General features: G+C 60.3%; 20 protein-coding genes. 7 read left to right on the top strand and 13 right to left on the bottom strand.

Annotated features, from left to right (window positions below; all coding sequences use genetic code 11):
* Window positions 1-61 precede the first annotated feature (61 nt).
* The 3 genes from FQ705_RS09955 to FQ705_RS09945 are packed head-to-tail and all read right to left on the bottom strand — an operon-like array spanning window position 62 to window position 3,893.
* Window positions 62-2,377, bottom strand: a complete 2,316-nt coding sequence (locus tag FQ705_RS09955) for a xanthine dehydrogenase family protein molybdopterin-binding subunit (protein WP_222105636.1) — start codon at window positions 2,375-2,377, stop codon at window positions 62-64.
* Complete coding sequence (locus FQ705_RS09950) at window positions 2,377-3,363, bottom strand: FAD binding domain-containing protein (protein ID WP_144140305.1); 987 nt, start codon at window positions 3,361-3,363, stop codon at window positions 2,377-2,379. The genes FQ705_RS09955 and FQ705_RS09950 overlap by 1 nt, the downstream gene beginning before the upstream one ends.
* Window positions 3,363-3,893 (bottom strand): 2Fe-2S iron-sulfur cluster-binding protein, encoded by a 531-nt coding sequence (locus tag FQ705_RS09945; protein WP_144140303.1) that lies wholly within the window; start codon window positions 3,891-3,893, stop codon window positions 3,363-3,365. The genes FQ705_RS09950 and FQ705_RS09945 overlap by 1 nt, the downstream gene beginning before the upstream one ends.
* A 183-nt stretch (window positions 3,894-4,076) precedes the next feature.
* Here FQ705_RS09945 and FQ705_RS09940 point away from each other — a divergent pair, with 183 nt between their 5' ends.
* Complete coding sequence (locus FQ705_RS09940; RefSeq protein WP_144140301.1) at window positions 4,077-5,096, top strand: helix-turn-helix domain-containing GNAT family N-acetyltransferase; 1,020 nt, start codon at window positions 4,077-4,079, stop codon at window positions 5,094-5,096.
* Window positions 5,097-5,106: 10 nt separating this feature from the next.
* Here the strand turns inward: FQ705_RS09940 and FQ705_RS09935 are convergent, their stop codons facing one another.
* A complete protein-coding gene (locus tag FQ705_RS09935; RefSeq protein ID WP_144140299.1) occupies window positions 5,107-5,997 on the bottom strand; it encodes a LysR family transcriptional regulator in 891 nt (296 codons plus the stop codon).
* 122 nt (window positions 5,998-6,119) lie between these two features.
* Between FQ705_RS09935 and FQ705_RS09930 the strand changes: the two genes are divergently transcribed.
* On the top strand, window positions 6,120-6,860 hold the full coding sequence (locus FQ705_RS09930) for an SDR family NAD(P)-dependent oxidoreductase (protein ID WP_144140297.1): 741 nt from the start codon (window positions 6,120-6,122) through the stop codon (window positions 6,858-6,860).
* A 47-nt stretch (window positions 6,861-6,907) separates the two neighbouring features.
* The gene (locus tag FQ705_RS09925; protein ID WP_144140295.1) at window positions 6,908-7,501 is read left to right on the top strand and encodes an NAD(P)-binding domain-containing protein; all 594 of its coding nucleotides are present in this window, start codon (window positions 6,908-6,910) and stop codon (window positions 7,499-7,501) included.
* Window positions 7,502-7,592: 91 nt separating this feature from the next.
* Here FQ705_RS09925 and FQ705_RS09920 read toward each other — a convergent pair whose 3' ends face one another.
* Complete coding sequence (locus FQ705_RS09920) at window positions 7,593-7,913, bottom strand: H-NS family nucleoid-associated regulatory protein (protein WP_144140293.1); 321 nt, start codon at window positions 7,911-7,913, stop codon at window positions 7,593-7,595.
* 148 nt (window positions 7,914-8,061) lie between these two features.
* On the opposite strand from FQ705_RS09920, the gene FQ705_RS09915 reads away from it, so the two are divergent.
* On the top strand, window positions 8,062-8,688 hold the full coding sequence (locus FQ705_RS09915; RefSeq protein WP_144140291.1) for a TetR/AcrR family transcriptional regulator: 627 nt from the start codon (window positions 8,062-8,064) through the stop codon (window positions 8,686-8,688).
* A gap of 29 nt (window positions 8,689-8,717) precedes the next feature.
* Here the strand turns inward: FQ705_RS09915 and FQ705_RS09910 are convergent, their stop codons facing one another.
* The gene (locus FQ705_RS09910; RefSeq protein WP_144140289.1) at window positions 8,718-9,101 is read right to left on the bottom strand and encodes a nuclear transport factor 2 family protein; all 384 of its coding nucleotides are present in this window, start codon (window positions 9,099-9,101) and stop codon (window positions 8,718-8,720) included.
* 181 nt (window positions 9,102-9,282) lie between these two features.
* Here FQ705_RS09910 and FQ705_RS09905 point away from each other — a divergent pair, with 181 nt between their 5' ends.
* Complete coding sequence (locus FQ705_RS09905) at window positions 9,283-10,431, top strand: acyltransferase family protein (RefSeq protein WP_144140287.1); 1,149 nt, start codon at window positions 9,283-9,285, stop codon at window positions 10,429-10,431.
* Between the two features lie 64 nt (window positions 10,432-10,495).
* Here the strand turns inward: FQ705_RS09905 and FQ705_RS09900 are convergent, their stop codons facing one another.
* From FQ705_RS09900 to FQ705_RS34030, 5 genes are all read right to left on the bottom strand, one after another.
* On the bottom strand, window positions 10,496-10,720 hold the full coding sequence (locus tag FQ705_RS09900; RefSeq protein WP_144140285.1) for an FmdB family zinc ribbon protein: 225 nt from the start codon (window positions 10,718-10,720) through the stop codon (window positions 10,496-10,498).
* A gap of 38 nt (window positions 10,721-10,758) precedes the next feature.
* Window positions 10,759-11,205: a MarR family winged helix-turn-helix transcriptional regulator gene (locus FQ705_RS09895; protein ID WP_144140283.1), complete on the bottom strand. Its 447-nt coding sequence runs from the start codon at window positions 11,203-11,205 to the stop codon at window positions 10,759-10,761.
* 50 nt (window positions 11,206-11,255) lie between these two features.
* Window positions 11,256-11,966, bottom strand: a complete 711-nt coding sequence (locus FQ705_RS09890; protein WP_144140281.1) for an SDR family oxidoreductase — start codon at window positions 11,964-11,966, stop codon at window positions 11,256-11,258.
* A 112-nt stretch (window positions 11,967-12,078) separates the two neighbouring features.
* On the bottom strand, window positions 12,079-12,453 hold the full coding sequence (locus FQ705_RS09885) for a hypothetical protein (protein WP_144140279.1): 375 nt from the start codon (window positions 12,451-12,453) through the stop codon (window positions 12,079-12,081).
* 324 nt (window positions 12,454-12,777) lie between these two features.
* Window positions 12,778-13,059 (bottom strand): hypothetical protein, encoded by a 282-nt coding sequence (locus FQ705_RS34030; protein ID WP_186307819.1) that lies wholly within the window; start codon window positions 13,057-13,059, stop codon window positions 12,778-12,780.
* Window positions 13,060-13,215: 156 nt separating this feature from the next.
* Here FQ705_RS34030 and FQ705_RS09875 point away from each other — a divergent pair, with 156 nt between their 5' ends.
* Both FQ705_RS09875 and FQ705_RS09870 read left to right on the top strand, forming a co-directional pair.
* Entirely contained in the window at window positions 13,216-13,350 is a 135-nt protein-coding gene (locus tag FQ705_RS09875) for a hypothetical protein (protein ID WP_260854429.1), read from the top strand.
* A gap of 84 nt (window positions 13,351-13,434) precedes the next feature.
* Window positions 13,435-13,965, top strand: coding sequence for an isochorismatase family protein (locus FQ705_RS09870; RefSeq protein ID WP_144140277.1), 531 nt, complete (start codon window positions 13,435-13,437; stop codon window positions 13,963-13,965).
* A gap of 96 nt (window positions 13,966-14,061) precedes the next feature.
* Here FQ705_RS09870 and FQ705_RS09865 read toward each other — a convergent pair whose 3' ends face one another.
* Both FQ705_RS09865 and FQ705_RS09860 read right to left on the bottom strand, forming a co-directional pair.
* The gene (locus tag FQ705_RS09865) at window positions 14,062-15,534 is read right to left on the bottom strand and encodes an efflux transporter outer membrane subunit (RefSeq protein WP_144140275.1); all 1,473 of its coding nucleotides are present in this window, start codon (window positions 15,532-15,534) and stop codon (window positions 14,062-14,064) included.
* Window positions 15,531-18,710: an efflux RND transporter permease subunit gene (locus tag FQ705_RS09860; RefSeq protein ID WP_144140273.1), complete on the bottom strand. Its 3,180-nt coding sequence runs from the start codon at window positions 18,708-18,710 to the stop codon at window positions 15,531-15,533. The genes FQ705_RS09865 and FQ705_RS09860 overlap by 4 nt, the downstream gene beginning before the upstream one ends.
* Window positions 18,711-18,714: the final 4 nt, after the last annotated feature.

Raw genomic sequence — 18,714 nt, 5'->3', positions numbered from 1 at the left:
CGACGCGAGGCTCGATCCGGAAATCGTCGATTTTGTCCGCCGCCCCCGGTCCTTCTTCACATTAAAGAATGACCTTGTCCAAAGTGATGGGAAGGTCTCGTATGCGCTTGCCGGTGGCGTTGAAAACGGCGTTCGCAACGGCCGCGCCCACGCCCGTAATGCCGATCTCACCCACGCCGCGCGCACCCATCGGCGTGTGAGGGTCCGCTTCCTCATTCCAGATGATGTCGATTGCCGGCACGTCGAGGTGCACCGGGACGTGATAGTCGGCGAGCGATGGATTCATCACGCGCCCGGTTCTCTCGTCGAACTGGGTTTGCTCCATCAATGCGAGGCCGAGGCCCATGATGATCCCGCCGCGAAACTGGCTGGCAGCGGTTTTCGCGTTGATGATCCGACCGCAATCGAACGAACCGAGGAATCGGCTCACGCGGATCTCGCCGGTGACGACGTTGACCCGCACCTCGCAGAACAACGCGCTATGACTGTGCATGGACCAGTGTTGCAACTCGAACGGCATCGGCGCCTCGGCCTCGACCGTCACTTCGTTCACTCTGGCGCGGGCAAGCAGCGTGGCGTAAGTCTCGAACCGGCTTTCATCTTCGAGCGCGCAAAGACCGGCATCGCGCCCACCTACCTCGTCCGGCAACAGGCCGGAAAGCGGCGAACTGTTGCCCGCAAACTGGAGCAGCGCCTTCACGAGTTTGTGATGGACCGCAATCACGGCGGCGCCGACGGCGGCCGTCTGCTGAGAGCCGCCCGCCAGTACCACGCCGGGAAAACTGGAGTCGGCGTATTCGAAGTCGATGTCGTCCATGGTCAGCCCGAGACGCTCCGCGATGATCTGCGTCTGGGCGGTCGATGTGCCCATGCCCATTTCGTGCGCGGCAATGCTGACCGTGGCGCGCCCTGCGTGAGTCAGCGTGATGCGCGCCGCGCCGCCAGGCATCCGGTAATACGGATAAGTACCCGTGGCGCAGCCCATGCCGACCAGCCAGTCGCCCTCGCGCCGGGCGCCTGGTTCCCCACGCCTGCCCCAGCCGAATCGTTCGCGGCCGGTCTGCCACGCTTCGACGATGCCGCGCTGCGAGAACGGCAGTCCCGTTGTCGGATCCTTATCCGGTTCGTTCGCAATCCGTAATTCGATGGGGTCCATGCCTATCGCGTGGGCCAGTTCATCGATGCCGGATTCCAGCCCGAAGGTGCCGACCGCCTCGCCCGGTGCTCGCATGAAAGTATTGGCCGTCATGTTCATTTTGACGGTCTCGACATCGAGCAGGAAGCTTCTCGACGCATACGCGCTTTTCGCCGGCAGAATAAAAGGCTCCGGCATGTTGTTGTGCTGCGTCATGGCGACCGTGCCGGTGTGGATCACGGCGTCGAGCGTCCCGTCGGCTTGCGCGCCTAACGCCACGCGCTGTTCCGTGAGAGTGCGGCCGCCGACGATACGGTACACGCCCTCCCGGGACAACATGATCCGCACGGGGCGTTGCGATAGCTTCGCCGCTGCCGCTGCGAGCACCTGATGCTGCCACACCGTCTTCGAACCGAAGCCGCCGCCGACATAGGGCGACGTGACGTGCACCTTTTTCTCGTCGATGCCGAACACGTGGGCGATGGTCCACGCTTCGTGAGCGACCGCCTGCACCGTGTCGTGAATTCGCAGCGTATCGCCCTTCCAGGCAAGCGTCGCTGCATGCAGTTCGATCGGATTGTGATTCTGGCGAGGGGTCGTGTAGCGCGCATCGATCTTGTGGGGCGCGGCCGCCAGCATGGTTTCGGCATCGCCGATCTCGAGCTTCAGCGGCTCACCCTGAAACACACCGGGCTCGGAGCCGTTTGCTTTCGCCACTTCGAGCGAGGTCACTGCGTCGCCGGCCGCCTCGTAGCTAACGTGGATCAGGGACTGGGCATGGTCCGCCTGTTCCTGCGTGTCGGCCAGCACCAGCGCGATCGGTTGGCCATTCCAGTGAATCTGGTCGTCCTGCATGACCGGCAGATCGTCGCCGCCCGCGGCCTTGGGCTGAGTCATGAACGCCGGCATAGGTTTGAGACGCGGTGCGTTTCGATACGTCATCACCAGAACGACGCCGGGCGCGGCCTCGGCGGCAGCGGTGTCCATGGCGACGATGCGGCCGCGAGCGATCGACGAATACTTGAGCGCCGCGTAAGTCATATGCTCCAGCGGGAATTCCGCGGCGAAAGCCGCGCGGCCGGAAACCTTCAACGGCCCGTCGATGCGGCTCACGGGTGCGCCGATCAGGCCATGCTTGTGCTGGATCAGCGGGTCCGGCTTGCCGCCGGGAATGAAGCTGTCAGGGGCGAGAGCAATGGCCTTTTTCATCACCGCCTGCATGGTGTCCTTGAGGATAGGCATCAACGGATCTCCTGAAGTGCGGTCAACTTGACCAGCGTGTCGGTGATGACGCGCCGACCCAATTCGATTTTGAAGGCGTTGTCGCGAAGACTTCGAGCAGACGCAAACTCCGCTTGTGCCGCCGCATGGAAAGCCGCTTCGGTCGCCGGACCGCCTTTGAGAGCCGCCTCGGCCGCATTGGCGCGCCATGGTTTATGAGCGACGCCACCGAGGGCGATCCGCACGTCATCGACGAGGCCGTCCCGCACTTCCAGAACCGCCGCAACCGAAAGCAGGGCGAACGCATAAGACGCACGATCGCGCACCTTGCGATAGCAGGAACGGCCCGCGATACCGGCAGGCAACGTGACCGCCGTGATCAATTCGCCGGCCTCCAGCATCGTCTCGATGTGGGGTGTCTCGCCGGGCAGCACGTGAAAATCGACCAATGGAATGTCGCGTGAGCCGTTGCGGCCGTCTACCGTCACGCGCGCGTCCAGGGCCGCAAGCGCCACGGCCATGTCCGACGGATGAGTGGCGACGCACGCAGCGGAGGCGCCGAAGATGGCATGCATGCGATTGAAGCCATCCACGGCGTCGCAGCCCGTTCCAGGCTCGCGCTTGTTGCAATGCGCGGCGTCGTCGTAGAAATAGCCGCAGCGCGTTCGCTGCAGGAGATTACCGCCCACTGTCGCCATGTTGCGTATCTGGGCGGAGGCGCCCGCGAGGATCGCTTCGGATAACATGGGATAACGCTCGCGCACTCGCCGGTCCGCCGCCACGGCCGTGTTCCTGACCCCGGCGCCGATTCGCAGACAGCCGTCGCCGGTCTCTTCTATCTCGCACGAAAGACTCGTGACGTCGATCAGCGCAGTGGGATGCTCGATAGTCTCGCGCATCAGGTCGACGAGGTTGGTGCCGCCGCCCAGGTATTTGGCGCCCGACCGGGCGCCGAGTTCGAGCGCCGTCTGTGGGTCGGCGGCGCGTTCGTAGGTAAAGGGGTTCATCAGGCCACCTCGCGCGCGTCAGGCTCGGTGCTGGCCGTACCGAACGTGTCCTTGATCGCGTCGACGATGCCGTTGTAGGCACCGCAGCGGCACAGGTTACCGCTCATCCGTTCGCGTAGCTCGGCGTCGGTCAATGCAAAAGTTTCCGCGCTCATGGCCTCGCTCACGTAGCTAGGCACGCCGCACTTCAACTCGTGAACCATGCCGAGCGCCGAGCAGATCTGGCCGGGAGTGCAGTAGCCGCATTGGAAGCCGTCGTGTTCGACGAAGGCCGCCTGCAGGGGATGGAGTTGTCCCGGCGCGCCAAGGCCCTCGATCGTGGTGATCTCGCGGTCCTGATACTGCACGGCGAGAGCGAGGCAACTGTTGATCCGCGTGCCGTCCACCAGCACGGTGCAGGCGCCACATGCGCCCTGGTTGCAGCCTTTCTTGGCGCCGAAGAGATGGCGCTGCTCGCGCAGCAGATCGAGCAGCGAGGTCCTGGGGTCGAGGTCCAGTTCGACCTCGTCGCCGTTGATGAGGAAGTGCATGATTGCTCCCAATAGGTTCGGGTGTGGCCAGCGGGGTTTGTGAACCGAGCAATTTCCGATCCTTGGGTCATGCATGACCTCGGGGTACAACTTCCCTTGCGATCGAGACATGGTCTCCACACTTGAACAAGTTGCGAAGCGCAAGTATATTGGTTGCGACGCGCAACTTTATGGAGGCTTGCCATGGATTTCGTCGACGCACCTGCGCAGACGCGCGAAAGGACCATTCTCGACCTGCGGGAATTCTCCAGAAAGCTGGTGCGCGAGTTGGGATTCATGCGCAGCACGTTGGCCGACAGCGATCTTGCCCCGTCGGCCGTTCATGCCGTGATCGAAATCGGTGCCTCGCCGGGTATTCAGGCGCGCGATCTCGCCAACATCCTGCGGCTGGACAAATCAAATGCAAGCCGGCAAATCGCCAAACTGGAGTCGATTGGCCTTGTCACGCGCACGACTTCCACCGACGACGCGCGTTCGTCGGAGTTGTATCTGACGGACGCCGGCCAAAGCCTGCGCACCAGGATCGATCAGTTTGCTACCGACCAGGTATCGCACGCATTGCGCCGCCTGGCACCGGCCGACCAGCAAACGCTGGTCAAATCGCTTTCCCTCTACGCCGATGCTCTGGCACACGACAACGACAGCAACGCGACGCCGAAAGGCGATACCGGCGCGGGCCGGATATTCGAGGGCTATCGGCCTGGTTGTATCGGCGACGTAGCGAGCCTGCATGCGCGCTTCTATGCAAAGCACTCGGGATTCGGCGTCTTCTTTGAACGCAAGGTGGCAACCGAACTCGCGGAATTCGCGCAGTCCTTGCCCCATTCCGACAAGGCACTCTGGCTCTATATGGAGAACGGACGATCGTTGGCTTCGCTGGCTATCGATGGCGACGCGGCGACGCGGATTGCGCATCTGCGGTGGTTCATCGTTGACGACTCGCTGCGCGGTTCGGGAATTGGCCGTCAGTTGATCGGTCGCGCGATGGAGTTCGTCGACGAGCGTTTCGACCAGACTTATCTCTGGACCTTTAGAGGCCTCGATGCTGCGCGGCATCTGTACGATTCAGTCGGGTTCGCGTTGACGCATGAGGCCGAAGGGCAACAATGGGGCGCGACGGTCGTCGAGCAGCGCTTTAGCCGGAGTTCGAAGCGGGCAAAGGGGACACCGGGCAAACGACGCAGAAATCCCGACGCGCGGTGACGCCTTCGACCTAAATACGCTCGGCAAGGGCCGCCGCAAAAAAATCCGTCGTGCGTCGCACACGTGTCGGGACAAAGCGGCGTTTCGGCCAGACGAGGCTAATGTCTCTGACCTCGCCGATAAATTCGTCGAGTATCGTCATCACATCCGGGTGGCGCAGTTCGTCGGCGAGAGAGACCTTGGCAAACAGGCCGATACCCACGCCCGCCAGAACACCCGTGCGAATCGTTTCGACACTGTTGGAGGACAGATTGCCGCGAACGGACACGTTGAAACGCCCTTCCGGTCCGACAAACGGCCAATTCGCCGATTCCGTCAAACCGCCATACAACAGGCAGTTGTGGTCGACCAGCTCGGCGGGGGTCCTGGGTACGCCGTGCTGGTCGAAGTAGCGCCGCGATCCGACGCAGACAAGCGGTGTGCCGGCCACCCGCCTGACGACGGCGTCAAGATCGTCGACCCGGCCCACGCGGATTGCCAGATCGATTCGATCTTCCACCATGTCTCGCACGAAGTCCGAGAGAACGACATCGACCTGAAGGCCCGGATTGCGTGACAACAGTTCGGGTATCAGCGGCAGGATGTGAAGGCGGCCGAACGTGGAGGAAGCGGCAATGCGGATCGGGCCCGAGGTATCCAGCGTACTGCTCGTCAGTTCGCTGTCGGCTTCGTCCATCTCGTCGACCAGCGGTTTTGTCCGGTCGTAGTAGCGCTGCCCCTGATCGGTGAGCGTCACGCTGCGGGTGTTGCGATTCAGCAGCATCACGCCGAGCCGTTTCTCCAACGCGCCGACCGCTTTGCTGATGACGGATTGTGAATCGCCGGTTCTGCGCGCCGCCGCGGAGAAACCGCCCGCCTCGACCACGGCGATAAAAGCATTCAATTCGTGAAAGCGGTCCATGAACTTCCTTTCGCCCGATCAATTCCATTGAAGCATAAATCTTATCAAAAATTCATGGATTATCGTCGTGCGGAACGGCAATTACCATGGTTCTGTCATTCACGAACCGACAGAAGGTCCTTATGCCCACTCTCACGGACAAGATCGCCGTCATTAGCGGCGGAACAACCGGTATCGGCCTCGCCATCGCCCAGCGATTGGTCGCCGAAGGCGCCCACGTGTTTATTTTTGGCCGCCGGCAAGCTCAACTGGACGAGGCAGTCAGACTGATTGGACGCAACGTCACGGCGATCCAGGCCGACGCCGCAAACCTCGATGACCTCGACCGCGTCGCCGCGACCGTTCGGGATAAAAAAGGCGTTGTCGACATCGTCGTGTCGAACGCCGGTTTTACGGAGCAGGCACCGATCGACACCCTCACGCCGGAGCATTTCGACAAGGCGTTCAACCTGATGGCTCGCGGTCCGGTCTTCCTCGTGCAGAAGTTGCTGCCGATGATGACGGGCGGCGGATCGATCGTGCTGGTCTCGTCGGCCATGCACGGCATGGGCATTCCGGGCCACACCGCCTATGCCGCGACCAAGGCGGCGTTGCGCTCCTATGCCCGCACCTGGGCTGCGGAATTCAAGGATCGCGGCATTCGCGTGAACATGCTCAGCCCCGGTGTGACGGACACGCCGATTCTCGACTCCCAGACGGAGACGCGCGAGGATCTGGTGAACATGTACCAGAGCATGGTCCCGATCGGCCGACTCGCCCGGGCCGAAGAAATTGCCAACGCGGCGCTGTTTCTCGCATCGGATCAGAGCTCGTATATGACGGGCTCTGACCTGATGATCGACGGCGGCATCGCTCAGGTCTGAGACGCGAAGTCGGCATCGAGATCATTCCGTCCATCAAGGAGAATTCAATGAGCTACGCAATCATCGGGCTTGGCAAGATTGGCACGGCCATCGCTCAGGCATTCGCCCATCGGGACATCGAACTCGCCGTGGCCGGCAGGCGTCCGCTGGACGCGCGCGCGAAGCAGATCGGTTCATCGCTCGTCCCCCGGCAACTCGAAGACGCGATCGAGGCCGACGTCGTCATCCTGGCCATTCCGTTCGCCATGCATGGGGAAATCGGGCGCGCACTGGAAAACTGGCAAGGGAAGATCGTGGTCGACGCCACGAATGCGTTCGGCGTTCCGCCGGAAGAGTTGGGTGGGTTGCCGTCGACCGCTGCCCTCGCCAGATCGTTCCCGGGCGCGAAGGTGGTCAAGGCATTCAATCACTTGCCGGCGGAAGTCCTCGCGCAAGGGCCAACGACCCACCATGGAGCCCGCCGGGTCGTGTTTATTTCAAGCGACGATGAGGCGGCAAGCGACTCGGTGGCGGCACTCGTCGATCGACTCGGCTTCGCGCCGGTCGCGCTCGGCAAGATCGATGAGGGAGGCCGGCTCATCCAGGCCCGAGGCAACACCTGGGCCCAATTGATTTTCCAGGACCTGGCCAGGTTCGATTGATCGAAGAGACTGTGGGAACGCAAGCGCTCGATCCATGTGTTCGGCGCATTGCGTTCCCGCATCGTCACCGAGTCAGTGCGAGCTCGAATGTCTACCGACGCTTCCTGGGCCCGGCGCTGCCGGACGACCCGATGAGAAAATCGTTGTAGCTGCGATTCCGGATCCACGACGGTGCGCGCCCACGCCCACTCCAGGTCGCGCCGGTGGCGGGGTCCTGATACTTCACCTGAAGCGGCGTGGTGTTATAGGTGCCGCGACGGTCGACCCGCAACTGGTTTGGCACGAGGTTGAAGAAGTTCATGACCTGGCGGACATGTTCGATAGCCGCCTTCTGCTCCTGTTGCCAAGCCACGGATATCCGCTCATCGAGTTGCGCGAGTTGCTGTTTCAACGTCTTTACCCTGCTGCTCATGTTCGCTTTCCGTAGTACACGACCCGGTTATTGCATTGGGCTCCCGGCACAACCCACGCCACTCCACTTCACATATCAACTGACATATGAAATGAAATCGTAATAATATCGAACGGGATTTTAAATATCAACTGATATCCTTCGGGTCATGAACAGGACGACCCCACCTACACGGCTGACTCGCGAAGAAAGTCGTCTGCAGACGCGCGCACATCTGCTTGCGGCGGCCAAGCGGCTGTTCGTGGAGAGAGGGTTCGGCGCGACCTCGCTCAGAGATATCGCGAACGAGGCAGGTTATACGCAGGGTGCGTTCTATTCGAATTTCACGAGCAAAGAAGATCTTTTCGTCGAACTGATGCAGGAGCGCTCGAAGGCGCAAGTGACTGATATCGCCCGAACGCTGAGTGATCCGTCAGCGTCAGCGGACGACATATTGGCCGCGTTGGAGGCTTGGGCGCAGACACTCGATGCGGAGCCCGAGTGGTCTGTATTGGGTGTGGAATTTACGCTGCAGGGGCGTCGCAACCCCGCTTTTGCCCGCGCCTCACAGGCGCTGCTCGACGCCCATCGTGACGGCCTCGCCTATTGCATCGAGCAGATTTTCAGCAGGATGAAAAGAGTGCCGCCCGAAGCGCCGAGCGTATTGGCCGCTTCGTTCATGGGGCTTTCTCAAGGTCTTGCACTCCAGAGATCAATGCTGTCCGAGGTACCCATCGGCCATATGATCATGGTGTTCCTGCGCAGCCTGATAGCAGCAGCGCCCCGTCTGCGCTGAACTGCGGCGCTTTGGTCGGATTGGCATAGTTACGCGTCCCGCTGAACCCATTGACTTCGCCAGGCCGGCGCTTCAAAGGGTTCCGAGAAGTACTGGGTTTCATGGACAACCTTGCCGTCGCGGAACTCCATGATGCTGACCGTGTAAGCCACCTGCCCGTGATAGTTGATGGCGTATTCCGTCACCCAGAGATTACCCTGCCCTTGAATTCGCTTAACCGCGAACCCCGATGGTTTGCCCGGATGATGAGCCCGCAGTGCCTGCAAATTGGCACGCCCATGGATTCGCTCACCTGACTGCGGGTATTCGCAGATGGCATCCACATCATAAATGTCGTGTTCTGCGTCGAGATCGCCGGCCGCCGAGGCGTGCCAGTGTGCATTCAGCGTTTCAAGAATGGCTTCCTGCCGCATGGTGTGCCTCCAATCTCGTTAATTGGACATGTATGGCGAATCGGTTAGAAAAAAAGCGGAGTCGAGCATCTGAAGCGTTCCCCTGATGATCTCTTCAAGGCATTAATTTCACCATTGTTTTCGATTTTTTTCACGTTTAGCGGAGGCAGAATCGTCACAAACCGAATAAGGAGGGGACAGCATGGCAAGCGCATCGAATCCGTTAGCGTCCGCGAATCTGACGAAGTCCCTCAAGGTCGATGCCATCCGGTTCCTTGCGGCTGTGTGGGTCCTGATGTACCACTTCCGGCCGCCCCTGTTTAAAGAATTGTTGCCGCATCGGCTGGCCTTTCTGGGCAACGCACTGTGGTCAGGATCGACAGCGCTGTTTGCCGGACCCGCCGCCGTCATCGTTTTCTTTGTCATTTCAGGCTATTGCATCCATAACGCCTATCAAAGAGACGTCACACTCAAACCGATCAACTATTACGCGTCCAGGTTCGTCCGCATCGGATTGCCGCTGGTCATTCTGTTATGTCTCGTCCAGCCTCTTCCCACGGGACAAAACTATCTCGAGTCCGTGCTTTGGTCGCTCTATTGCGAAATGGTGTATTACGCCGTGTACCCGCTCATGCGTATGCGCTTCCGATACCTGGGCGAAATGATCGTGGGCAGCACGATTGCGGCTGGCGTGATGGTGGCAGCGGTTCGTCTCGTCGGGCATCCGGTGTGCCATAGCTGCGTGATCGAGACTTACGGCGTTCCCGGTACCGCTCTGCTGTATGCAGCCGGGTGGATTTCTGGATGCCTGATCGCAGAAATGCAGCGCAACAAGGCGCAGTTCAAGGTTCGTGGCGCCTACTCGCCCCTAACCATGCTCATCACTCGCGGCCTCGCTGCGAGCACCCGGTTGCTCGCGCACCACCTCGTCGCGCTAAGGGTGACGGTTGTGATGGCAGGCGCGTTCGTCATGATCCTGCTGTCCGGATCGAATCTCAAACCGGCATTCATGCCGATCGTCACGCCGGACATCACGCTTCCGTTTTTTCAGTTCCTGGCCGCAATCTGGATCGCGACGGAGACCGTCACGCCCTCCGACGCCGCCGTATGGCCGAAACTCGCTGCCTTAGGCGCGTGGTCTTATAGCCTCTATCTTTGCCACAAGATGGCACTTTCGCTTCTGGAAATGACTCAATTCGACGGCACATCCCGCTTTGCCTGGTTCGTGCAGGTGGCCTTGGCGTTTGCCATTAGCTACGCGTTCTATCGAATGATCGAGCGGCCTTCTCATCTGCTTTCGCAGCGCTTGCGCAAATACACCTCGGATGCCCCGCCTGCGCCGGCTGCTTGAGGAACTGCGCTGCGATGGCAGCCAGATGGTTGTCGCGCGTTGTACGGCATGCAATTGTCGCGGCCTAGCAGCACCCGCATCCGAAGCGGTGACGCATGCCGTACGCCCCTGCACCTTCAGGCGATTCGGACGACTGCCCGCCCGATCCGAGCAGAAGCGATGCCGATGTCTGGATACGCCCGGCAAGCGCGTCGCAGCGCGAACAACGCACCGGGTCGTCCCGTTCGGCAAGCTTGCGCATCACCTCAAAGACTCCGCACGCATCACACTGGTAGTCGTAAAGAGGCATTGCCGTTCCCTAGTAAGATGTTCAAGTCACAAAAAAACTCAGCGCGAGATGACGGATATCGCCATCTCGCGAAACCGCGCAGCAATCCCCTTTCCAACTTTCTCTTCGAAAGCCAGTTGTGCCGCGTCCCAATAGGGACGGCTCTCGTCGAGCTTGTCCATTCCGGATGGACCGACCTGCAAGATCGCCGCGCGACCTCGCTTTTCATCACCTTCGACGACGAAGCCCTGGTCTTTCAGAGGCTTCAAGGCCCGGACTATCGTCGTACGATCCATTTCCATTTTATCGGCCAGCTCTGCCACCGTCATGCCAGGGTAATAGTCGAGAATCGACAGGATGGAAAACTGGGAAGACGTAATGCCCGCCGGCTCTAAAAAACTTTCGTAAATGCGCGCGACGTAACGCGCGCTACGTCGCCCCGCAAGGCAAAAGCACAGATCCGGACCATCAAGGTCAGTCAAGGTTGGTGTGTTGGCCTTTTTCATCGCGGGGGCGTTCTTTAAAAGAGCCGATGCCAGCAGATTGCCTATGCGGCTTAGCGGGCTGCCGGGTCGATATAAGCCGGGACTTTCGCCGAGAGCGTTTGTTTCAACGCACGTGTGCCGGCATCGGCCAGCACTTCGCTTTCGCCGGACTCGAGTGCGTCAAAAGTTTGACGCACGACATCGGCCGGGCTCGACTTCGGAGCATCAAAAGCCTTCGTGAGATCCGTATCCATCAGGCCCACATGTAAAGCGACTACCTGAATGTCGCGCTCTTTCAAAACGGCGCGCGCGTTGTTGGTATAGCTCCAGGCCGCCGCCTTGGATGCCGCATACGGAGCCAGAAAAGGAATCACGCTCCATGTCGCGTCCGAGAGCACGTTAATGATGCCGCCCTTTCCGTCGTTCGGCAGAAGCGCCTGAAACGCGCTGGTCGTACGCATCACGCCATAGTAGTTCGTTTCGAAGAAACGGCGCGACTGTTCTTCCGTGTTCACAGAGAACAGACTTTCCGTTACTTCGGCGATGCCGGCGTTGTTGACCAGCAACGTGGTATCGGAAGCAAATTTTGCTGCCGCCGCGACCGACTCGGGATCCGTCACGTCGAACTTGACGGGGATGATGCCGGGTTCATCGAAGCCTTCCGGATTGCGCACGCCGGCGTAGACCTTCGCCGCTCCTCGGGCAAGTGCCTCACGGGCAAATGCCCGGCCGAGCCCGCGGCTCGCCCCTGTCACGAACACGACTGAATTTTTGATCTGCATGGTCAATCTCCTGCGATTTTCGGTGCTTATTTCGGTTCCCATACTCCACATGGACTATGGGTAAAAAACAGGTATTGCGTCGGCGTCATTGGCTCGACGGTCAAATCCGCCGTCAAAGAAAAAGACCTTCCCCCAACTCCCGCTCCAGTAACGACCCGACCCGCGCGGAGAGTGACAGCGCGGAATCCAGCGGACTAAATGTCACACTGACGTGTTCGACGCCGCCGGCCTCGTTCCGCTCGACGACTGCGACACCACGAATTGCCTTGCCGTTGTCGAGGACTGCTTCATATTGCAACAGGCTTCGATTACCAAGACTCCCCAAGTAAAGCGGTGTTTGGGTTTCGTACACCGACCCAACTGCCGCAACCAGTTTCTTGATGTTCTCGCGCCCGGAAACCGAACGACGCATGATAGTGCTACTCAACACCGCGTCAGCGGTCAGGTCGTCGAGGAACGGGTGGCGATCTCCGTTGTGGTCTGACATGGATCTACTCCTTAATGTGAAGGGAAACCGATGAGCTTCCCTATCTGCCAAAGTCAATCTCAGCCAACGGAGAAGTGTTGAATCGAATGCTAGTGTGCAATTACACACTTGTCAACGCGAATCGTTGGCGACAGTTCAGAAACCCCTGGATTCAAGGCGTGGAATCGTTGATTGACGCTCTCGCCAAGCCCACGTAAATCGGCTCGCGTATTCTCTCGGACTTACCCCCAACGCGACGCATGAACACCTTTCGCAACACGTCCACGCTTCGGTATCCGCAATCGGCTTGCCAGAATGGCGACTGTGAGGTCGGCCTCCAGACGCTCACTGATCCACACACAACTCGTCGAGGTCTGAGTTCGACGTTTGCTGCGACCGCAGTGAAACACTGAATTGCGCCTGTCCGGCAGCTCGACGGAGAAACCGAACAAGATTCTTCGCTATTTCCAGAGCGACGTTGTCGCGAGGATCTTCAGCCGCTAACGAGAGCGCGAAATCGATTCCTGCCGAGACACCGGCTAACGTGTACACATTCCCGTCCTTCACCCAGATCGGGGCCGCATCAACCCGTATCTTCGGATAGCGTTCGGCGAGGCGCTGCGCCATTCGCCAGTGCATCGTTGCCCGACGGGCATCCAGTCATGTCTTGCAATCGCTCAGACAAGAAATTATTCCGTCACAAATCAACTGGAAACAGTCATTTTCGCCATGCTCAATCTGACTACACTGAAATCCTCGTCGGTTCCATTTCAGGAAGATCGTATGACTACGCCTATCACTATCGGAAGCCTGACCGCACCGGATTCGGGACTGGCCGACGTTGCGCGCCGCCACGTGCACGGTTTCGACTGCCCGAACGTCTGCGATCTGATCGATCATGCGCCTTTCGAAAGCTGAGTTCCCGTCGTACGATCAACTGGGCTCCTTCACCGCGCCGCAAGCGGTAAAGTAGCGTCACGCCGCTCACAAGGTAAGCTCGATATGTTGAACAGTGCAGAGAATTCAATTGTGTTGCTGGTCGATTTGCAGGAACGACTCATGCCGGCAATCGAGAATGGAACGCGGGTCGTGGCGCAGGCGGTTCGCCTCGGTCGAATTGCACGACTTCTCGACATCTCTGTCATCGGCACTGAGCAGCGGCCAGACCGGCTCGGCAATAACCTGCAAGACATTCGGGCACTCTGCTCGAACACGGTGGCCAAGAATCACTTTGACGCCTGTTCAGACGGGCTCATCGACGAGCTCCCTATGGCCCGCAGCAGAATCGTGCTGGCGGGCTGCGAAGCGCACGTTTGTGTCCTGCAGACGGCGTTGGGACTGCTGGACCGCGGCCTGCAGGTCACACTGGTCAGCGATGCGGTCGGAGCGCGCAAATCGACAGATCGGGATGCGGCAATCAATCGACTCGCCAAGGCGGGCGCGGAGATCGCAACCGTTGAAATGGTGGCGTTCGAATGGCTGCGTTCAAGTCAGCACCCGCAATTTCGCGACGTGCTCCAACTCATCAAATGAGTCAGGCGGTGGCCAATTCGCCCACTTAACGAATGACCCCGTCGCCTGTCGGCGACAGAGTCCGTTCGTGTCGAAAGGTTTTGCGGACTGGAAGCGCTAAGAGTTGCGCTTCGCCGGTACGGCCTCCGGCTCCCAACCACCGCCGAGCGCCCGATAAACTCCCACCGCAGCCCTCGCCGCATCGGCGCGATTCGAGTCGAGTTCATCTCTCGCCGTAAGCAGTTGACTATCGGCATCGAGCACGTCGGTGAGGGTGATCGATCCGGCCCGGTATGCCTGCTCAGACAGATCGCGCGCTTTGACCAGTGCGTCGACCTGCTCCTGCACCGCATCGACACGAATCTGGGTTTGCGAGAGCGCGATCAGCGAGTTCTCCACGTCCTCGGCCGCATGCAAAACCGCCTGACGATACACCGCCAGAGCCTCTGCATTTGCGCCCTTGGCCTGCGCCACTTCGGCGTCGACTTTGCCGAAGTCGAACAGCCGCCAACGCAGTGCACCGCCGCCGACCGCCTGAAACGCCGAGCCTGTGAACAGATGTCCGGGACTCAGGCTGTCGAACCCGAGTGCCCCGGACAGCGAGATCTTCGGATAGTAGTCCGAGATCGCTGCCCCGATACGTTCGTTGGAGGCGGCCAGACGCCGTTCGGCGGCAATGATGTCGGGGCGCCGGCGCAGCATGTCGACGGGCTTGTCATCGCCGGGGATACCCGGAACCAGTGGAATAGCCTGAATCGCGCCAAGTTCCTGGGCGTAGGTTCCGGGTTGAGCGCCCATCAGGACATCCAGACGGTTCAACTGCAACTCCAGGCCGATCCGAAGTGGAGGAATACTCGCGCGCGCCTGCTTCAACAAAGCATCCGCTTGAGCGATCTCCCGCCCGGTCGCCGAACCTGCGTTGTACCGGTTACGCACCAGACTCAGCAAGTGTTCGTCAGTCTGCACCTGGTCTTCGGCAACCGCCAGACGAGCCTGATAGCCCCGGATTTGCAGATACGCATCGGCCGCATCGGCGGCGACCGTGACACGCGTGCCCGCTTGATCGGCCTCCGCGGCTTCGGCTTCTTCACGCGAGGCGGTAGCGCCACGCCGCAACCCACCGGAAAGGTCGATTTCCCAACTGGCGGCAGGCCCGACCGTGTACTCGTGCGTGCCTCGGGCATAACCCGGATCACTGGAAGCAATCGAACCGATTGGCCCGCGCAGGCTCTGGTGTTCGTAAGTGGCCGACGCACCGAGATCGACCGTCGGCAACAACTGCGCACCAGCGCCCGAAGCCGCCGCGCGCGCCTGTTGTACTCGTGCGAATGCCGACGCGAGGTCCAGATTCTCCGATAACGCACGCTGCACGACCTTGACGAGCATCGGGTCATTGAAGCCCGTCCACCACTGATCGAGCGACGGTGTTCGTGCCGCCTCTTTCGCGCTCGCCCCGACAGTATTGTGAAACGCCGCAAGTTGCGGTGCTGGCGCCTGGTAGTCAGGACCCACAGCGCAGCCGGCCAGACTCAGTCCGAGCACCAGACTCGCCAGTGCAGTCCTCGACATCATGGGAACAATGCGATTCATTTTGCACTCCCGCTCGTGATCTCTTCACTGAACACTTCGGCGCTCTTTTGACCACCCAGCTTGCGGACGAAGGTGTAGAAGGCCGGCGTGAACAACAGGCCGAAGACCGTGACGCCCATCATCCCGAACAGCACGGCCGTCCCCAACGATTGACGCATTTCCGCGCCAGCGCCGGTTGCCACCGCGAGCGGGGCCACCCCCATGATGAAAGCGAACGACGTCATCAGGATGGGACGCAAGCGCGTCTGCGCGGCGCTGACTGCTGCCTTCTCTATATCGACTCCATCGTCTTCACGCTGACGCGCAAACTCCACGATCAGAATCGCATTCTTGACCGCGAGCCCGACCAGCACGACGAATCCGATCTGCGCGAGGATATCGATCGGCATCCCGCGAATATGCAAGCCAGTAGACGAAGCCAGTAAACACATCGGCACGATCAGCACGATCGACAGCGGCATCTTCCAGCTTTCATACTGCGCCGCCAATACGAGGAAGACGAACAGAGCCGCGGCACCGAAAATCGCCAGTGTCGGTGTGCCCTGCTGTTGCTGCTGGTGAGCGAGGTCCGTCCATTCATACGCAATGCCCGGCGGAAGGACTTGCTGAGCCAGTTCTTCCATTCGCTTGAGCGCCGTACCGGACGCGACGCCCGGTGCCGCTGCGCCCTGCACCTCAGCTGCGGAGTACAGGTTGTAGCGCGGAATGCGATACGGCATGGTGCGGTCAGTCAGCGTGGCAACCGTACCGATCGGCACCATCTGCCCCGCCGTATTGCGCACTTTCAAGCGGAGAATATCCTCCGGCGTTTGACGGAATGACTCATCGCCCTGAGCAAACACCTGATAGGTGCGGCCGAGATAGTTGAAATCGTTGACGTACTGCGATCCAAGATAAAGCTGAAGTGTCGAGAACACGTCACCTGGCGTCAGCCCGACTTTCTCCGCTTTCAAACGATCGACGTCCGCGTAAATAGTAGGCGAGTCCGCGTTGTACACCGTAAATACGCCGCCGAAAACCGGGTCCTTGTTAGCGGCCGCTACCAGTGACCTGGTTGCTTTGGCCAAGGCATCGGGACCCAGGCCACCGCGATCCTCGAGCATCAACTTGAAGCCGCCTGCACTGCCGAGGCCTTGAACCGGCGGCGGCTGAACGACGATGATGTACGCATCGTTCACCACCTTCAGACGCTCACGCAGTCTCTGCATCATCACCGCAGCGTTGACGCCGGGAATGTGATGGCCGTACAGCGACGGCAAGCCGATGTAGACCGTTCCGGCGTTCGGCGCGCTGGTCTGCGTCGTCACGTCGAAGCCGGTCAGCGGCGACGTGTGTTCGATCCCGGGGGTATTCAACATGATTTCGTTCACTTCGCGGACCGCCTTGTCGGTCCGATCCAGGCTTGATCCGGGCGGCAAGAGCACCACCGCCGCGAGATAGCCCTGGTCCTGCTCCGGAATGAAGCCGGTGCTCATCTTCGAAAACTGGAAACCCGTGATCGAGATCAGCACTGCGTAGACGACCAAAATGAGCGACGTCGCGCGGACGAAGCGTTTCGTCATACGCCCATAGCTGGTAGACAGCCACTCGAAGCCAAGATTGAAGCGACCGAATACCCCTTGAACAAGCCGGTTGATGCCACGCGGTTCGACATGCGCGTCACCCGTGACGTGCGGCTTGAGCAAAATCGCGCACAAAGCCGGACTCAGCGTCAACGAGACGAAGCAGGAAATTACCGTCGATGCGGCGATCGTCGTCGCGAACTGCTTGAAGAAGAGGCCTGAGATGCCGGAAATAAAAGCCGCGGGAACGAACACGGCACACAGCGTCAACGCGATGGCGATCAAAGCTTCCGACACTTCGTCCATCGTCCGGTGAGCGGCATCGCGGGGCGACATGCCCAGACGCATGTTCCGCTCGACGTTCTCGACCACCACGATGGCATCGTCCACCACGATACCCACCGCCAGCACCAGACCGAACAGCGACAGATTGTTGATCGAGATGCCGAGAGCCGCGAGGATGGTGAACGACCCCACCAGCGAAACAGGGATAGCGATGACCGGGATGATCGTCGCGCGCCAGCTTTGCAGAAACACATAGACGACACCCACCACGAGCAGGATCGCGATAAAAATCGTCTTCACCACTTCGTCGATCGAGTTGCTGACGAAAGTCGTCGGGTCGTAGACGATCTTGTAATCCATGCCCGGCGGAAAGCTCTTCTTGAGCTCCGCCATCTTGTCGAGCACCTCGTGTTCCACCGTGACCACGTTCGACCCCGGCACGGCGAACACCCAATACGGCGCAGACGGACTGCGGTCGGCGTAAGCGATGCTGCCGTAGTCCGTCGCGCCCAACTCCACGCGGCCGATGTCGCGAATACGCGTGACGTGTCCCTGATCGTCCGACTTCACGATGATGTCGCCGAACTGTTCGGACGTGGTAAGCCGGCCGAGTGCTTCGACGTTGATCTGATATGCCGCGCTGCTGCGCACCGGTTGCTGATTCAGCACCCCTGCGGAGACCTGGGCGTTCTGCGCCCTGAGCGCGGTCAGAATCTCACTCGCGCTGATGTCGTGCGCCGCTGCCTTGTCGGGATCGACCCAGATACGCATCGCGAACTGTCGCTCACCCGTCGACGTCAGGTCGGACACGCCCGGGAGCCGCGCGATTTCGTCCTTGACGTGCAGGATCATGTAGTTCGAGACGTACTGGGCATCGCGAGAACCGTCCGGTGAATACGGATGAATCCCGAGCAGAACAGCAGGGATAGTCTTCTTGACCTGCACGCCCTGCCGCTGAACTTCGTCGGGCAAACGCGACAGCGTGTCCTGCACCCGGTTTTGCGTCAGCATCTGCGCGATGTTCATGTCGGTGCCGATCTTGAACGTCACGGTGATCGTGATGACGCCGTTGCTGGTCGACTGACTACTCAGGTAGTCCATGTTTTCGACGCCGTTGATCGCCTGTTCGAGCGGTGTGGCGACCGTTCGCGCGATCGTGTCGGCCGAAGCACCGGGATAGCCTGCCGTGACCTGAATGGTCGGTGGAACGATGTTCGGGTATTGCGCGACCGGCAAGAAAGTCAGCGCCACGAGGCCGAACAGCGTCGCGAAGATACTGAGCACCGCGGCGAAGCGCGGATGATCGATGAAGAAATGAGCCAGTTTCATGATT

The sequence above is a fragment of the Paraburkholderia sp. BCC1884 genome (assembly GCF_900996225.1).
Taxonomy (GTDB): Bacteria; Pseudomonadota; Gammaproteobacteria; order Burkholderiales; family Burkholderiaceae; genus Paraburkholderia.
This window is presented reverse-complemented; position numbering and strand designations above follow the sequence as displayed.

What these genes read in the sequence shown, in the direction of transcription:
- FQ705_RS09950 (WP_144140305.1), bottom strand. Translation starts at nt 3,363, where the DNA reads ATGAACCCCTTTACCTACGAACGCGCCGCCGACCCACAGACGGCGCTC.
- FQ705_RS09890 (WP_144140281.1), bottom strand. Translation starts at nt 11,966, where the DNA reads ATGCAGATCAAAAATTCAGTCGTGTTCGTGACAGGGGCGAGCCGCGGG.
- FQ705_RS09940 (WP_144140301.1), top strand. Translation starts at nt 4,077, where the DNA reads ATGGATTTCGTCGACGCACCTGCGCAGACGCGCGAAAGGACCATTCTC.
- FQ705_RS09860 (WP_144140273.1), bottom strand. Translation starts at nt 18,710, where the DNA reads ATGAAACTGGCTCATTTCTTCATCGATCATCCGCGCTTCGCCGCGGTG.
- FQ705_RS09900 (WP_144140285.1), bottom strand. Translation starts at nt 10,720, where the DNA reads ATGCCTCTTTACGACTACCAGTGTGATGCGTGCGGAGTCTTTGAGGTG.
- FQ705_RS09930 (WP_144140297.1), top strand. Translation starts at nt 6,120, where the DNA reads ATGCCCACTCTCACGGACAAGATCGCCGTCATTAGCGGCGGAACAACC.
- FQ705_RS34030 (WP_186307819.1), bottom strand. Translation starts at nt 13,059, where the DNA reads ATGGCGCAGCGCCTCGCCGAACGCTATCCGAAGATACGGGTTGATGCG.
- FQ705_RS09920 (WP_144140293.1), bottom strand. Translation starts at nt 7,913, where the DNA reads ATGAGCAGCAGGGTAAAGACGTTGAAACAGCAACTCGCGCAACTCGAT.
- FQ705_RS09910 (WP_144140289.1), bottom strand. Translation starts at nt 9,101, where the DNA reads ATGCGGCAGGAAGCCATTCTTGAAACGCTGAATGCACACTGGCACGCC.
- FQ705_RS09955 (WP_222105636.1), bottom strand. Translation starts at nt 2,377, where the DNA reads ATGCCTATCCTCAAGGACACCATGCAGGCGGTGATGAAAAAGGCCATT.
- FQ705_RS09935 (WP_144140299.1), bottom strand. Translation starts at nt 5,997, where the DNA reads ATGGACCGCTTTCACGAATTGAATGCTTTTATCGCCGTGGTCGAGGCG.
- FQ705_RS09945 (WP_144140303.1), bottom strand. Translation starts at nt 3,893, where the DNA reads ATGCACTTCCTCATCAACGGCGACGAGGTCGAACTGGACCTCGACCCC.
- FQ705_RS09905 (WP_144140287.1), top strand. Translation starts at nt 9,283, where the DNA reads ATGGCAAGCGCATCGAATCCGTTAGCGTCCGCGAATCTGACGAAGTCC.
- FQ705_RS09870 (WP_144140277.1), top strand. Translation starts at nt 13,435, where the DNA reads ATGTTGAACAGTGCAGAGAATTCAATTGTGTTGCTGGTCGATTTGCAG.
- FQ705_RS09915 (WP_144140291.1), top strand. Translation starts at nt 8,062, where the DNA reads ATGAACAGGACGACCCCACCTACACGGCTGACTCGCGAAGAAAGTCGT.
- FQ705_RS09885 (WP_144140279.1), bottom strand. Translation starts at nt 12,453, where the DNA reads ATGTCAGACCACAACGGAGATCGCCACCCGTTCCTCGACGACCTGACC.
- FQ705_RS09865 (WP_144140275.1), bottom strand. Translation starts at nt 15,534, where the DNA reads ATGAATCGCATTGTTCCCATGATGTCGAGGACTGCACTGGCGAGTCTG.
- FQ705_RS09925 (WP_144140295.1), top strand. Translation starts at nt 6,908, where the DNA reads ATGAGCTACGCAATCATCGGGCTTGGCAAGATTGGCACGGCCATCGCT.
- FQ705_RS09875 (WP_260854429.1), top strand. Translation starts at nt 13,216, where the DNA reads ATGACTACGCCTATCACTATCGGAAGCCTGACCGCACCGGATTCGGGA.
- FQ705_RS09895 (WP_144140283.1), bottom strand. Translation starts at nt 11,205, where the DNA reads ATGAAAAAGGCCAACACACCAACCTTGACTGACCTTGATGGTCCGGAT.